The sequence below is a fragment of the Nonomuraea rhodomycinica genome (assembly GCF_013363995.1).
Classification (GTDB): domain Bacteria; phylum Actinomycetota; class Actinomycetes; order Streptosporangiales; family Streptosporangiaceae; genus Nonomuraea; species Nonomuraea rhodomycinica.
Map to the genome: position 1 here is coordinate 1,415,970 of NZ_JABWGO010000001.1, position 13,306 is coordinate 1,429,275.

15 protein-coding genes are annotated in these 13,306 nt (G+C 74.1%); 3 read left to right on the forward strand and 12 right to left on the reverse strand.

The window, feature by feature from the left end; genetic code table 11:
- Nucleotides 1–83: 83 nt before the first annotated feature.
- The 9 genes from trpA to HT134_RS06585 all read right to left on the reverse strand — a co-directional run bounded on the left by trpA (nt 84) and on the right by HT134_RS06585 (nt 6,786).
- Entirely contained in the window at nt 84–884 is an 801-nt protein-coding gene (gene trpA, locus HT134_RS06545) for a tryptophan synthase subunit alpha (protein WP_175599276.1), read from the reverse strand.
- 227 nt (nt 885–1,111) lie between these two features.
- Nucleotides 1,112–2,317: a tryptophan synthase subunit beta gene (trpB, locus tag HT134_RS06550; RefSeq protein WP_175600183.1), complete on the reverse strand. Its 1,206-nt coding sequence runs from the start codon at nt 2,315–2,317 to the stop codon at nt 1,112–1,114.
- A 32-nt stretch (nt 2,318–2,349) separates the two neighbouring features.
- The gene (gene trpC / locus HT134_RS06555; RefSeq protein ID WP_175599277.1) at nt 2,350–3,195 is read right to left on the reverse strand and encodes an indole-3-glycerol phosphate synthase TrpC; all 846 of its coding nucleotides are present in this window, start codon (nt 3,193–3,195) and stop codon (nt 2,350–2,352) included.
- A 119-nt stretch (nt 3,196–3,314) separates the two neighbouring features.
- A complete protein-coding gene (locus tag HT134_RS06560) occupies nt 3,315–3,740 on the reverse strand; it encodes a DUF2752 domain-containing protein (protein WP_217707214.1) in 426 nt (141 codons plus the stop codon).
- A 5-nt stretch (nt 3,741–3,745) separates the two neighbouring features.
- Nucleotides 3,746–4,294 (reverse strand): CD225/dispanin family protein, encoded by a 549-nt coding sequence (locus tag HT134_RS06565; protein WP_175599279.1) that lies wholly within the window; start codon nt 4,292–4,294, stop codon nt 3,746–3,748.
- Nucleotides 4,295–4,474: 180 nt separating this feature from the next.
- Complete coding sequence (locus HT134_RS06570; RefSeq protein WP_175599280.1) at nt 4,475–5,143, reverse strand: DUF4190 domain-containing protein; 669 nt, start codon at nt 5,141–5,143, stop codon at nt 4,475–4,477.
- 175 nt (nt 5,144–5,318) lie between these two features.
- Complete coding sequence (locus tag HT134_RS06575; protein WP_175599281.1) at nt 5,319–6,053, reverse strand: Trp biosynthesis-associated membrane protein; 735 nt, start codon at nt 6,051–6,053, stop codon at nt 5,319–5,321.
- Nucleotides 6,050–6,400: a phosphoribosyl-AMP cyclohydrolase gene (gene hisI, locus HT134_RS06580; protein WP_175588649.1), complete on the reverse strand. Its 351-nt coding sequence runs from the start codon at nt 6,398–6,400 to the stop codon at nt 6,050–6,052. Before hisI ends, HT134_RS06575 begins: the two co-directional genes overlap by 4 nt.
- A 50-nt stretch (nt 6,401–6,450) precedes the next feature.
- Nucleotides 6,451–6,786 (reverse strand): STAS domain-containing protein, encoded by a 336-nt coding sequence (locus HT134_RS06585; RefSeq protein ID WP_217707215.1) that lies wholly within the window; start codon nt 6,784–6,786, stop codon nt 6,451–6,453.
- Nucleotides 6,787–6,972: 186 nt separating this feature from the next.
- Between HT134_RS06585 and HT134_RS06590 the strand changes: the two genes are divergently transcribed.
- Together HT134_RS06590 and HT134_RS06595 are read left to right on the forward strand one after the other, a co-directional pair.
- Nucleotides 6,973–7,806 carry an MEDS domain-containing protein gene (locus tag HT134_RS06590; RefSeq protein WP_175599282.1) on the forward strand — a complete coding sequence of 278 codons (834 nt, stop codon included), beginning with the start codon at nt 6,973–6,975 and terminating at the stop codon, nt 7,804–7,806.
- A complete protein-coding gene (locus tag HT134_RS06595; protein ID WP_175599283.1) occupies nt 7,793–8,188 on the forward strand; it encodes an ATP-binding protein in 396 nt (131 codons plus the stop codon). The genes HT134_RS06590 and HT134_RS06595 overlap by 14 nt, the downstream gene beginning before the upstream one ends.
- Nucleotides 8,189–8,213: 25 nt before the next feature.
- Here HT134_RS06595 and HT134_RS06600 read toward each other — a convergent pair whose 3' ends face one another.
- Both HT134_RS06600 and HT134_RS06605 read right to left on the reverse strand, forming a co-directional pair.
- A complete protein-coding gene (locus HT134_RS06600) occupies nt 8,214–10,001 on the reverse strand; it encodes an ABC transporter ATP-binding protein (protein ID WP_175599284.1) in 1,788 nt (595 codons plus the stop codon).
- Nucleotides 9,998–11,872: an ABC transporter ATP-binding protein gene (locus HT134_RS06605; RefSeq protein WP_175600185.1), complete on the reverse strand. Its 1,875-nt coding sequence runs from the start codon at nt 11,870–11,872 to the stop codon at nt 9,998–10,000. The genes HT134_RS06600 and HT134_RS06605 overlap by 4 nt, the downstream gene beginning before the upstream one ends.
- Nucleotides 11,873–11,989: 117 nt before the next feature.
- On the opposite strand from HT134_RS06605, the gene HT134_RS06610 reads away from it, so the two are divergent.
- Nucleotides 11,990–12,619, forward strand: coding sequence for a TIGR03085 family metal-binding protein (locus HT134_RS06610; protein WP_175599285.1), 630 nt, complete (start codon nt 11,990–11,992; stop codon nt 12,617–12,619).
- 45 nt (nt 12,620–12,664) lie between these two features.
- Here the strand turns inward: HT134_RS06610 and HT134_RS06615 are convergent, their stop codons facing one another.
- Nucleotides 12,665–13,288: a MerR family transcriptional regulator gene (locus tag HT134_RS06615; protein ID WP_217707216.1), complete on the reverse strand. Its 624-nt coding sequence runs from the start codon at nt 13,286–13,288 to the stop codon at nt 12,665–12,667.
- Between the last annotated feature and the right edge of the window lie 18 nt (nt 13,289–13,306).

Genomic DNA, 13,306 nt, shown 5'->3' on the forward strand with positions numbered 1-13,306 from the left:
CAATACGCATCGCCGCCGGCATGAGAACGACACACGCCCGGGCCCCGCGAGGGAGCCCGGGCGCGCCGGTCCTGAGAGGGACGTCAGCCGCGGGAGCGGACGCCCTGCGCCATCTCGCGGGCCAGCTCGGCGATCGAGGCGCGGCCCGCGGCCTCGTCCGGCGCGTCGAGCATGCGGCGGATGAACGCCGACCCCACGATGACGCCGTCGGCGTAGCCGGCCACCTCGGCGGCCTGGGCGCCGGTGCCGACGCCGAGCCCCACGCACACCGGCAGGTCGGTGTGCGCGCGCGTGCGCTTGACCAGTCCCTCGGCGGCGACGTTGACCGACTCCCTGGCGCCCGTGACGCCCATGAGGGAGGCGGCGTACACGAACCCGGTGCAGCAGTCGGCGACCGCCTGGATGCGCTCCTCGGTGGAGCTGGGCGCCACGAGGAACACCGTGTCGATGCCCGCCGCGGCCGACGCCTCGCGCCACGGGCCCGACTCCTCGGGCGTCAGGTCGGGCGTGATGGTGCCGACGCCGCCCGCGTTGGCCAGGTCGCGGGCGAACCGCTCGGCGCCGTAGCGGTCGATCGGGTTCCAGTACGTCATGACGAGCGTCGCCGCGCCGGTGGCGGCCACGCCCTCGACGGTGCGCATGACGTCGGCGATGCGGGTGCCGTTGGTCAGCGACCGGTGGACGGCGTCCTGGATGGTCGGGCCGTCCATGAGCGGGTCGGAGTAGGGCAGGCCGATCTCGATGACGTCGCAGCCGGCCTCGACGAGGGCGGCCGCGGCGGCGATGGCGCCGTCCTTGGACGGGAAGCCCGCGGGAAGGTAGCCGACCAGCGCGGCCCGGTTGTCCGCCTTCGCCTTGGCGAACACCGTCTGAAGAGTAGTCATGATCGTCCGTTCTCGGTGGTCGGTGGCCTCTTCGCCGCCGCCCTTCCCATCATGCCGTCATCGACCCGTCGTGCCGTCATCGAGCCGCCGCCGACGCGTGCGCCCGGGCCTGGGCCGTTCCGCTCGCCGGGGCCGTCACGCGGTCCCCGGCGAGGGGCCCGCCGTGCCGGAGGGCCCCGATGGACGGGCCCCGGTGCCGGAGGGCCCGTCGTCGAAGGGCCTCGGTGTCAGAGGTTGAAGTACTTCATGGCCGTGCCCATGTCCTTGTCGCCGCGGCCGGACAGGTTGACCAGGATCGTGGCCTCGGGCCCGAGCTCCCGGCCGAGCCGCAGCGCGCCGGCCAGCGCGTGGGACGACTCGATGGCCGGGATGATGCCCTCGGTCCTGGCCATCAGCGAGAAGGCGGCCATCGCCTCGTCGTCGGTGACCCCGTGGTAGGTGGCGCGGCCGGTGTCCTTCAGCCAGGCGTGCTCCGGGCCGACGCCCGGGTAGTCGAGGCCGGCCGAGATCGAGTGGGACTCGATGGTCTGGCCCTCGTCGTCCTGCAGCACGTACGTGCGCGAGCCGTGCAGCACGCCGACGGAGCCGGCGGTGAGGGTGAGCGCGTGCTCGCCGCTGTCGAGGCCGTGGCCGGCGGCCTCGTAGCCGTGCAGCTGGACGTCGCGGTCCTCGATGAAGGCGTGGAAGATGCCGATCGCGTTGCTGCCGCCGCCGACGGCGGCGCAGACCGCGTCGGGCAGCCGCCCGGTCAGCTCCAGCATCTGGCGGCGCGCCTCGACGCCGATGATCCGCGCGAAGTCGCGCACGATCTCGGGGAACGGGTGCGGCCCGGCCACGGTGCCGAACAGGTAGTGGGTGGTGTCGACGTTGGTCACCCAGTCGCGGAACGCCTCGTTGATCGCGTCCTTCAGCGTGCGGGAGCCGTTGTGGACCGGCACCACGGTGGCGCCGAGCAGCTTCATGCGGGCCACGTTGAGCGCCTGGCGCTCGCAGTCGACCGCGCCCATGTAGATGACGCACTCCAGGCCGAGCAGGGCCGCCGCGGTGGCGGTGGCCACGCCGTGCTGGCCGGCGCCGGTCTCGGCGATGACGCGCTTCTTGCCGAGCCGCTTGGTCAGCAGCGCCTGGCCGATCACGTTGTTGATCTTGTGGGCGCCGGTGTGGGTGAGGTCCTCGCGCTTGAGGATGATCCGCGCGCCGCCGGCCTGCTCGCTGAAGCGCGGCACGTCGGTCAGCGTGGTCGGCCGCCCCGCGTACGTGCGCAGCAGGTGGTCGAACTCGCGCAGGAACTGCTCGTCGCTCTTGGCCTTCTCGTAGACCGAGGCCACCTCGTCGAGCGCCGGGATCAGCGCCTCGGGCACGTAGCGCCCGCCGAAGATCCCGAACTTGCCGTGCCGGTCGGGGTCGTCGCCGTGGACGCCGTTGCCGGCCAGGTCGGCGGCGGTCAGGATGGAGCCTTCGTCTGTCACTGCTGTCCCTCTGCTCCGTGGTCGGGGCGCGTGGCCGGGTGGGCGCCGGCGGTCACCAGCGCCTCGACCGCCCTGCGCGGGTCCTTGCCGGTGACCAGGCTCTCGCCGACCAGCACCGCGTCGGCCCCGGCGCGGGCGTAGGCGAGCAGGTCGTGCGGCCCTCGCACCCCCGACTCCGCGATCTTGATGACATTATCGGGGATCTTCGGCGCGATCTTGGCGAAGACATCCCGGTCGACCTCGAGTGTCTTGAGGTTGCGCGCGTTGACCCCGATGACGCGGGCGCCCGCCGCCAGGGCGCGGTCGAGCTCCTCCTCGGTGTGGACCTCGACCAGCGGGGTGAGCCCGATGGAGGTGGCCCGCTCGATCAGCGAGACCAGCGCCTCCTGCTCCAGGCAGACGACCATGAGCAGCGCCAGGTCGGCGCCGTGGGCGCGGGCCTCCCACAGCTGGTAGGAGGTGAGGACGAAGTCCTTGCGCAGGATCGGGATGTCGACCCGGGCGCGGACGGAGGCGAGGTCGTCGAGGCTGCCGCCGAACTTGCGGCGCTCGGTGAGCACGCTGATGACGTGCGCGCCGCCCTCCTCGTAGTCGGCGGCCAGCGCCGCGGGGTCGGCGATCGCGGCGAGCGCGCCCTTGGAGGGGCTGGAGCGCTTGACCTCGGCGATCACCGAGACCCGGTCGCCGCCCAGCGCCGCGAGCGCGTCGCGGGGGGCGGGAGCCCGCTCGGCCCGCCGCTTGAGGTCGTCGAGCGACACGTCCTGCTGGCGTGCGGCGAGGTCGGCACGCACCCCGTCGAGGATGTCGTCGAGGACGCTCGGTCCTTCCGTCCGCTCACTCACGCGCTTGGGATCCCTCCGGTCGGCAGTAGGGGATGGCAGGAAGTTCGCGTCGCGTCCGCTCCCGGCCTGTCCCTGCGATGGTATCGGCCCCGGCGGCATCGCTCCGCCACCGACCCCGGCTAGGGCGCGAGGAACGCCCCGAAGGGCAGGTTGCGGACGACCCAGTACACGAGGACGAGCACGAGGAACGCCCACAGCCACGCCGGGTGGGCCAGGCTCGTGCGGCGCGGGCGGCCCTGCAGGGCGCGCACCAGCCAGCGTCCCCACCAGAACACCAGGAACGGGATCATCGCCATGGCGAGCGGGTTGAGGCCCAGCGCGGCGACCGGGTCGAGGTGGGCCAGCGCGTGGATGGTGCGCAGCGTGCCGCAGCCCGGGCAGTACAGGCCGGTGGCCCACAGGAACGGGCACGTCGGATAGTGCCCCGGCTCGTTGGGGTCGATCGTGCCCACCACGGCGAAGACCACGCCCGCGGCGGCGGCGACGCCGAGCGGCGCGAGCACCGACCGCAGCCGGTCGGAGCCGCGCCGCTCGATGTTCGCCATACCCATCAGTACGTCGAGCTCGGGACCTGGGACGCCACGACCACGAACAGCACCACGTATCCGATGATCACGAGGACCCACCAGATGATGCCGGCGATCAGCGCGCGCTTCCACCAGGTCTTGGCCTCCTCGGACGCCTGCGCCGCGCCCTGGTAGTCGCCGACCTGCCACTTGGAGTTGACCTGCGTCGACTTCACGATCGAGACGATGCCCAGGGGGAGGCAGCAGAAGAGCGTCGTCAGGATGGCGGCCACCAGGTGGTTGTCCGGCGGGGTCTGCGGGGCGCCGTAACCGCCGGGCTGGCCGTAACCCCCGCCGGGGGGCTGCTGGCCGTAACCACCGCCATAGCCGCCGCCGCTCGGCGGCTGCTGGCCGTAACCACCGCCGCTCGGCGGCTGCTGGCCATAACCGCCGCCACTCGGGGGCTGCTGGCCATAACCGCCACCGCTCGGCGGCTGCTGGCCGTAACCACCGCCGCTGGGCGGCTGCTGGCCATAACCGCCGCCGGGGGGCTGGGCGCCGTACCCGCCGTCGCCCTGGTTCCCGTAGCTCATGCTGTGACTCCTCATGTGTCCATCTCTGGCGAGTTGCGCGCGGCAGCCTAGCGAGAAACCACCCGGGACGTGGAAATACATCCACTTTGCGGACAATTTGTGATCAGACCGGAAGTCTCCGTGACCAACCGGCGGACTTCACTCAACGGCGCCGAACGGGTCAGGAAACCCTTCGGGGCGTCAGTACGAGCCAGAGGTGCTGGCGGCCGTGGTGACGCCGATGAGGGCGAGCCACATGCCGCCGAAGAACAGCCACAGGACCAGCCACAGCACGATCGTGATGTAGGAGGTGACCAGGCCGCCCATGGCCATGCCCTGGCCGTCCTCGCCGGTGCGCTTGATGCGGCTGAGCGCGATGTGGCCGAGGATCGCACCCGGGATGCTGGTCAGGCCGCAGAACACCAGGCCGACGATGCCGAGGACGAGCGAGGTGACCGCCAGGCCGTTGGTGCTGCGCGGCTGCGCCGGGCCGTACCCGCCGTAGGGGGCCTGACCGTAGGCCTGGCCGTAGCCCTGCTGGCCGTACGCCTGCTGGTCGTGGTTCGGCTGGCTGTAGCCCTGCTGGCCGTACCCCTGCGGCCCCGAGCCGGGCTGGCCGTAGCCGGGCTGGCCGTATCCCTGCCCTCCCGAGCCGGGCTGGCCGTAACCGTAACCGCCGCTGCCGGGCTGGCCGGAGTATCCGCCGCCGGGCTGCTGGCCGTAGCCCTGGCCACCGGCCGGCGGCTGGCCGTAGCCGCCGTTGGGCGACTGCTGGCCGTAGCCGCCCTGGCTCGGGGGCTGCTGGCCGTACCCTCCCCCAGGCGGCTGCGCGCCGTAGCCGCCGCTGCCGCTCTGGTCCCCGTACCCCATGTCGATCCTCCGTCGTCGTGGCCCGTTGCAGGGGCAGCTTATTGACAAAAGGAACAGCGGTCCGGTGGGCCAGGGGACCGAGGGCGAGTTGTAACCTCCACGCGACAGCCGCGACCAGGACAGAGGCCCCAGTACGGTCCGTTCCACCACGAAACCCCGCTAACGCGAGGGGGCTTCAGGTGGGGTCGTCGCCGCGGTCGAGGGCGTCCCACAGGGCGCGGTCGCCGGCGGCCTCGGGACGGCCCGCCGCCGGTGCGCGCTCGTAGCGGTCGGACATGCCCGCCCACCGCGGGCCGCGCACGGCGGCGAGCACCCCGCCCGCGACCATCAGCGCCGCGCCGAGCCCGGCCAGCACGGGCCAGACCACCACGACGTCCCAGGAGAACGAGCCGAGGCCGCGCAGCGCGTCGTGCTCGCGCAGCCAGCCCGCGGGGGTGTCACCGGCGACCGCCAGCCAGGTGGCGAGCCCCGCGCCCAGGCCGCACAGGGTCAGCAGCGCCCCCACCACCCGGCGGGTGAACCCCTTCGAGGCCAGCGCCGCCACCACGCCCGCGAGACCGGCCAGCGCGAGGGGCGTCAGCACGGGGGCCAGCTCGCCGCCCGTCGGCGCCGCCGGGTCGGCTCCCGCGCCGACCGGCACGCCCGCGGGGTGCCCGGCGCGCACGGTGATCCACGCGCGGGTCGCGGCGAACAGCACCAGGGTGCAGCCGAGGGCCGTCAGGCCCACCCACCTCCACAACTCGCGACCGCGCCCGCGCCCCGCCGCACGGGCGGCTCCCGCGTCACGGGCGTCACCGGGCTCCTGGCTCGGACGGGCGACGGCGTCAGGACGGGCGGCGGCGGGACGGGCGGCGGCGTCGTCCGGGCCCGAGGAGTCCCGCGGGCCCGGGGTGTCCTGCGGGCCGGTCATGGCGCGGCCGACACCTCCAGCGGGGCGGCGTCGAAGCAGGTGCGGTCGCCCGTGTGGCAGGCGGCGCCCACCTGGTCGACCTGCACCAGCAGCGTGTCGCCGTCACAGTCGAGCGACACCGCCTTGACGTGCTGGACGTTGCCCGACGTCGCGCCCTTCACCCAGTACTCGGACCGGCTGCGCGACCAGTAGGTCGCCCTGCCGGTGGTGAGGGTGCGATGCAGCGCCTCGTCGTCCATCCAGGCGAGCATGAGGACCTCGCCCGTGTCGTGCTGCTGGACGATCGCGGGCACCAGCCCGTCGCCGTTGCGCTTGAGCCGCTCGGCGACCTTCGGGTCGAGGGACATGCCGCCATTCAACCAGCCGCGCCGGCCGCCCGGCGCACCGGAGCGCCCGGTCAGGCCAGCGCCTGGGAGAGCGTGGCGTAGATGGGGAACAGCGGCGCGAGGTTGGTGCGGCGCAGCCGGCGCAGCACCTGACCGCCGGGCGCGACGAGGGCGATGCTCCCCTCGCGCTCGCGCAGGTCGGCGCGGACCCGCACGAGCACCCCCAGCCCGGTCGTGTCGATGAACGTCACCGCGCTCAGGTCGACGACCAGCCGGCAGCCGCGCGCCCTGGCCGACTCGTCGAGGCAGGTGCGCATCCGGCCCGAGTTGTCGACGTCCACCTCACCGGCGAGGCTGACGACCGTCAGGTCGCCGTGCCTGCGCCGCGTCATCCGCAGCACGTCCACGCCCTGCTCCCCATGACGCCCTCCGGCCCCGCGGGCCGGTCCCGTGTTCAGCACCGTACCGGGTTCGACGACTCGTCACCCTGAGTTCGTTGAAGAGTGCACTACGTGATCGCGCCTGGCCCGGTACGGTCGTCGTCGGAGCGGCACAGGGGGCGGGACGCCCGCCGAACGCCGGGGAGGGTCGTGATGGACGTCGCGGGGTCCGTCCTGGACCCGGAGCTGGGTGACCATGTGTGCCTGCCGTTCGCGGGCGAGGGCGAGCGGATCTCGGCGACCCGGCTGCTCACCGCCAACGGCCTGCGGCGCGGGGCCCGGGTGCTCATCGTCACCTGCGCCCACACGCCCGAGCAGACCAGGGGCTGGCTGGCCCCGGCCGTGCCGGGGCTGGCGCGGGCGGAGGAGGAGGGCCGGGTCGTGATCCGGCCGGCCGGCCGCAGCAGCCTGACCGGCGGGCGGCCGGACCCGGGCCGGGTGCTCAAGGGGCTGAGCGCCGCGGTCGAGCAGGCCGGGCAGGACGGTTACGCCGGTCTGTACGCGCTGGTGGACGCGGCGTGGGGGGCCGGCGACCCGGCGCGGCAGACGACGTGCGAGGCGGTGTCCAACCCGCTGTTCGGGGAGCGGCGGCTGGCGTCGGTGTGCCAGTACGACCTGCGACTGTTCTCCGGTGAGGCGGTGGAGCGGGCGGCGTCGGTCCACCCGATCGCGCCGGAGCGGGCGGCGCTGCGCTACGCCGCGACGTCCCGGCCGCCGGGCCTGCGGCTGTCGGGTGACGTGGACCTGACCAACAGGCAGGCGCTGGCCTCGGTGCTGGCGCCGCTGGAGCGCGAGCCCGGCGAGGTGGTCGTCGACCTGACGGCGCTGGGGTTCATCGACGCCGGGTCGGCGCAGTTGCTCACGGCGACGGCGCTGGCCCGGCAGGGCCGCCCGACGGTCGTGGTGTGCGGGGAGGCCGTGGCGCGGGTGCTGCGGCTGGTGCGGGCCGACGCGCTGCTGACGGTCCGCCGGGGTGACGGTGGGTAGGCCGGCGCTGGTGCGGAGCTTCGCGCGGGGCCGCATCACCGTGGTGCGGCGCGCGGTGGCGCAGTTCGCCGCGGCGGAGGGGCTGGCGGGCCGCCGGCTGGAGGACTTCGTGCTGGCGGTGAACGAGATCACCACGAACGCGGTGCTGCACGGCGGCGGCAGCGGCCGGCTGCGGCTGTGGTCGCTGGACGGCCGGCTGTGGTGCGAGGTGACCGACGAGGGGCCGGGGCTGCCGCCGGGGTGGATGGGGTCCGAGCGGACGCCGTCGCGCTACGACACGGGCGGCCGGGGGCTGTGGCTGACCCGGCTGCTCTGCGACCACGTGACCATCGTCTCCACGCCCGCCGGGACCAGCGTGACGTTCTCCACCTGCGCGGGCTGAGACCGCGGCCCCTTCGCCGGCCGGGTCAGGAGCGGGCGGCGGAGACCCAGGAGGCGTGCAGGGCCGCGTAGACGCCGTCCTCCTGCCGGACGAGCTCGGCGTGCGGGCCGCGCTGGACCAGCCGGCCGCCGTCGAACACCAGCACCTCGTCGGCGTTCTCCGCGGTCGAGAGGCGGTGCGCGATGGAGATGGCCGTGCGGCCACGCGTGACGCCCTCCAGCGCCCGGGCGATGCGCACCTCGGTGGCCGGATCCACGGCCGAGGTGGCCTCGTCGAGCAGGAGCAGGTCGGGGTCGGCGAGGTAGGCGCGGGCCAGGGCGACGAGCTGCCGCTCGCCGGCCGACAGCGACTCGCCGCGCTGCCCCACGGGCGTGGCGAGCCCGGCGGGCAGCCCCTCCACCCAGTCGGCCAGCCCCAGCTCGGTCATGGCCAGCTCGATCTCCTCGCGGGTGGCGGCCGGGCGGCCGTACCGGATGTTGTCCTCCAGCGTGCCGTCGAACAGGAAACCGTCCTGCGGCACCATGACGATGCGCTCGCGCAGCGAGGAGAAGCGCACGCCGCGCAGGTCGTGCCCGTCGACGGTGACGCGCCCGGAGACGGGGTCCATGAGCCGGGTGAGCAGCTTGGCGAACGTGGTCTTGCCGGACCCCGTCTCCCCCACCACGGCGACGCGGGAGCGCGGCGGGATCACGGCCGTCACCTCGCGCAGCACGGGCGGGCCGCCGGGGTAGGCGAAGTGGACGCCCTCGAAGGCGACGGAGATGGGGCCGCGGGGCAGCTCCACGCCGTCGGCGCCCGGGTCGGCGACGTCGGGCGGCGTGTCGAGCACGCCGAGGACGCGCCGCCAGCCGGCCACGGCGTTCTGGGCCTCGTTGAGCACTTCGGTGGCGGTCTGCAGCGGGGAGACGAACAGCGTCACGAGGAACAGGAACGCCACCAGCCGGCCGGCCGTGATGTCGCCCGACAGGCCGAGCCTGACGCCGAGCAGCACGATCCCGGAGATGGCGAGGGCGGCGACGATCTCGGTCAGCGGGAAGACGAAGCCGACGATGGTCTGCGCCCGGGTCTGGGCCGCCTTGTTGGCGTCCACGGCCTTGTCGACGCGCTCCGCGGTGCGCCGCTCGGCCGCGTACGCGCGGATGACCGCGGCGCCGACGACGGACTCGCTGACGGCGGCGAGCATGTCGCCGGTGCGCTCGCGGACCGAGGTGTACGCGCCCGACAGCCACCGCTGGAAGCGCGGCAGGGCGATCATCAGCGGCAGGAAGCACGCCCACACCAGCAGCGTGAGCTGCCAGGAGTAGAAGAGCATGAGGACGCTGGCCACGAGGAGCTGGCCGAGCGACACGATGATCATCAGCCCGCCCCACTGCATGAACGTGCTGATCTGGTCCACGTCGTTGGTGACGCGGGAGACCAGCGCGCCGCGCCGCTCGGTGTTCTGGGTGAGCACCGACAGGTCGTGGACGTGGCGGAAGCCGCGCACGCGCAGGGTGGCCAGGGACGACTCGGTCGCCTTGTAGAGGCGGACGTTCATGACGTAGCCGGCCAGGGCGGTCAGCACGACGGCCGCCGCGCACAGCAGGACGGCGCGCGTGACGTACCCGACGTCGGGCGAGGAGTCCTTGAGGCCCGTGTCGATGGTCTGCTGCACCGCGATCGGCACGATGACCTTGCCGGCCGTGGCCACCACCGCGAGGGCGAGCGTCCCGGCGAGTCCCTTGCGGAACTCGGGCGTCAGGGACAGCCCGCGGCGGATGGTGGCCAGCGCGGAGCGTTCGGCGCTGGCGCCGATCCCCCGGACGTCGCTCACGCGTTGATCCCCTCTTCCTCGGCGGCCGCGACGGCGGCCCGCCCGGCTGCTTCCCGATCGGCCGCTCCCGGCCCGGCCGCCCCGCGGGCGGCCTCCTCCTCGGCCGAGAGGGCGGCGCGCTCGGCCTCCTCACGCTCGTAGGCGGTGACCAGGTTGCGGTAGCCCTCGCAGCGCGTGAGCAGCTCGTCGTGCGTCCCGTGGTCCACCACGCGGCCCCGGTCGAGGTAGACGACCTCGTCGGCCAGGGCGATCGTGGCCATCCGGTACGCGACGACCACCACGCTGGAGGCGGCGGCCGCGTCCCGCAGCCCGTGCAGGATGCGCGCCTCGACCTGCGGGTCCACGCTGGAGGTGGCGTCGTCGAGGATGAGCAGGCGCGGCCGGCGGGCGACCGCGCGGGCCAGCGCGAGCCGCTGCCGCTGGCCGCCGGACAGGGTCGCGCCCCGCTCCCCCACCCGCGTGTCCAGGCCGGACTCCAGGCGGGCCACGAACCCGTCGGCCTGCGCCAGGCGCAGCGCCGCCCACACGTCCTCGTCGCTGACGGACAGGCCGAGCGTGATGTTGCCGCGCACGGTGTCGTCGAACAGGAACGTCTGCTGCGGCACCAGCGCGACCGACTCGGCCACGGCGCCGTACGGCAGCTCGCGCAGGTCCACGCCGTCGAGCAGCACGCGCCCCTCCGCCGGGTCCACCAGCCGGACGAGGAGCTGCACCAGCGTGGACTTGCCGGATCCGGTGGGGCCGACCAGGGCGACGGTGCGTCCCGGCTCCACCGCGAAGGACACGTCGCGGACCACGGCGGCGGCCTCCGGGCCGGTGCCGTAGGAGTAGGACACGCCGGACGCCTCCAGCCGGGCCGGCTCCGCCGTCGCGGGCGGGGCGGCGGCGCCGTACTCCATGGAGCCGCTGGCCTCCAGCACGGCCCGCACCCGCTCCCAGCCGACCACGCTGCGCGGCAGCTCGGCGAGCACCCAGCCGAGCGCCCGGATGGGGAAGGAGAGCAGGGTGAACAGGTAGGCGACCTGCACCAGGTCGCCCGGGTCGATGGAGCCGGACGCGAGCCGGGCGGCGCCGACGCCGAGCACGGCGAGCACGCCCAGCGTGGGCAGCGCCTCCAGCATCGGGTCGAACAGGCCGCGCACCCGGCCGACGGCGATGTTGGCGTCGCGCAGCTCCTCGGCGCGCCGCCGGAACCGGTCGGTCTCCAGCTCCTCCCGGCCGAGGGTCTTGACGACGAGCGCGCCGTCGAAGCTCTCGTGGGCGATCTCGCTGACCTCGGCGCGCAGTTGCTGGGCGCGGGTGGCGAGCGGGCTGAGCCGGCGCTGGTAGACGAGGTTGAGCACGGCGATGGCCGGGAAGATCAGGAAGCCCACGGCGGCGAGCGCCGGGTCGGTGAGGACCATCGCGACGGCCGCGGTGACGAGCATGACGACCACGCCCACGGCCATGGGCAGCGGCGCGAGCGGCGCCCAGGCGGCCTCGGCGTCGGAGCTGGCGTTGGACAGGAGCTGTCCGGTGGGATGCCGGTGGTGCCAGGCGAGCGGCAGCCGCAGGTACTGCTTGGTCACCTCGCGGCGGGAACGGGCCTGCATGCGGTACTGCATGAGCCCGGCCAGGATGCGCCGGCCGGCGACGCCGATCGACTTGAGCAGCGCCGCGCCCATGATCAGCAGCACGCCGGTCCACAGGGCGCCGGCGGTCGCGGAGCCCGTGGAGAAGGCGGGCAGCACGACGTGCTCGGTGGCCCAGCCCAGGGCCCAGGCGGAGCCCACGGTCATGCCTCCGTACAGGGCGCTGGCCAGGACGGCCGAGGCGAACACCGCCTTCTCCGCGCGGATCGCCACTCCGAGGACGCGCAGTCCCTGACGCATGACGGCCGAGGTCACCTTGCTGGCCACTCGATGGGTTTCCTTCCGTCGCGACAGAGTTGTCCGTTACACCCAATCACTCCCGATCAACACGTTATTCCCCGCGGGTAGGGTGGGGACGTGACTCACGCTCGTGGCGAACGCGCGGCTCTGTGCGACCTGCTGGACCGGCTGGGCCCCGACGCCCCGACCCTGTGCGACGGGTGGACCACCTACGACCTGGCCGCCCACCTCGTGCTGCGCGAGCGGCGGCCGGACGCGGCGGCGGGCATCGCGCTCAAGCCGCTGGCGGGCCACACCGCCGCGGTCCAGGAGTCGCTGAAGGCCCGCCACCCGTACCCGGAGCTGGTGGGGCTGGTGCGCAGGCCGGGCGGTGTCTACGGGCTGGTGCCGTTCCTCGACGACGCGGTCAACACGCTGGAGATGTTCGTCCACCACGAGGACGTGCGCCGGGCCCAGCCCGCCTGGGAGCCGCGCGCCATGCCCGAGGACCTGGACCGGCTCATGTGGAAGCGCGTGTCGGCCGGCGGGCGGCTGATGCTGCGCCGCTCGCCGGTGGGCGTGGTGCTGCACCGGACGGGCGGCGGCGTGGCGCTCGGCGGTCCGAGGATCGGCCCCAAGGTGGAGGTCACCGGGCCGGCGCCGGAGCTGCTGCTGTTCTGCTTCGGGCGGCAGGAGCACGCGCGGGTGGAGCTCACGGGCGCCCCCGAGGCGATCTCCCGCCTCAAGGACGCCCACCTCGGCATCTGAGCCCCCCGCGGGGCGCGCCTGCGCGCCCTCGCCGAGGCGCGGAGGTCACTTCGGGCCGTAGCGGCGCAGGGCGACGTTGGCCTGGGCGAGGCGGCGCAGCGCAGTGAGCAGCGTGTCGCCCATCAGCGTGCCCAGCACCACCACCTCCAGCGTCCGCTCCCGGTCGCCCAGCTCGCCGACGACCCTCATGTCGGCCTCGGCGATCAGCTCGGCGGCCTCCGCGTACTCGGGCAGCGAGGCGAGCATGGCCTCGTGGCCGAGGTCCTCCAGGCTCGCCATCACCCCCACCAGCGTCGCGTACGCGGGATGCTCGCTCATGTCCTTCCAGCCCCGGCGGGCGCACAACTCGTCGAGCGCCCGCCGCGCCCGCTCGACGTGCGGCCCCGGCAGCGGCTCCTGACGGGCGGTGACCATGAGCTGGCCGAGCCCGAGCAGGTTGTTGTCGCTGATCTCCGGGTCGTCCAGGTGCCGGACCAGCTCGCCGATGGCGGCGATGCTCAGGCCGCCGTACTCGGCCAGCGCCCGGACCAGCTTGAGCCGCCGGACGTGCTCGGGGCCGTAGTCGGCCTGGTTGCGGCCGACCGGCCGGCCCGGGGGCAGCAGACCCTCCCGCAGGTAGTACTTGATCGTCGGGACGGGCACTCCCGTGTCCGTGCTCAGCTCGGCCATGCGCACTTCCGTGACTCC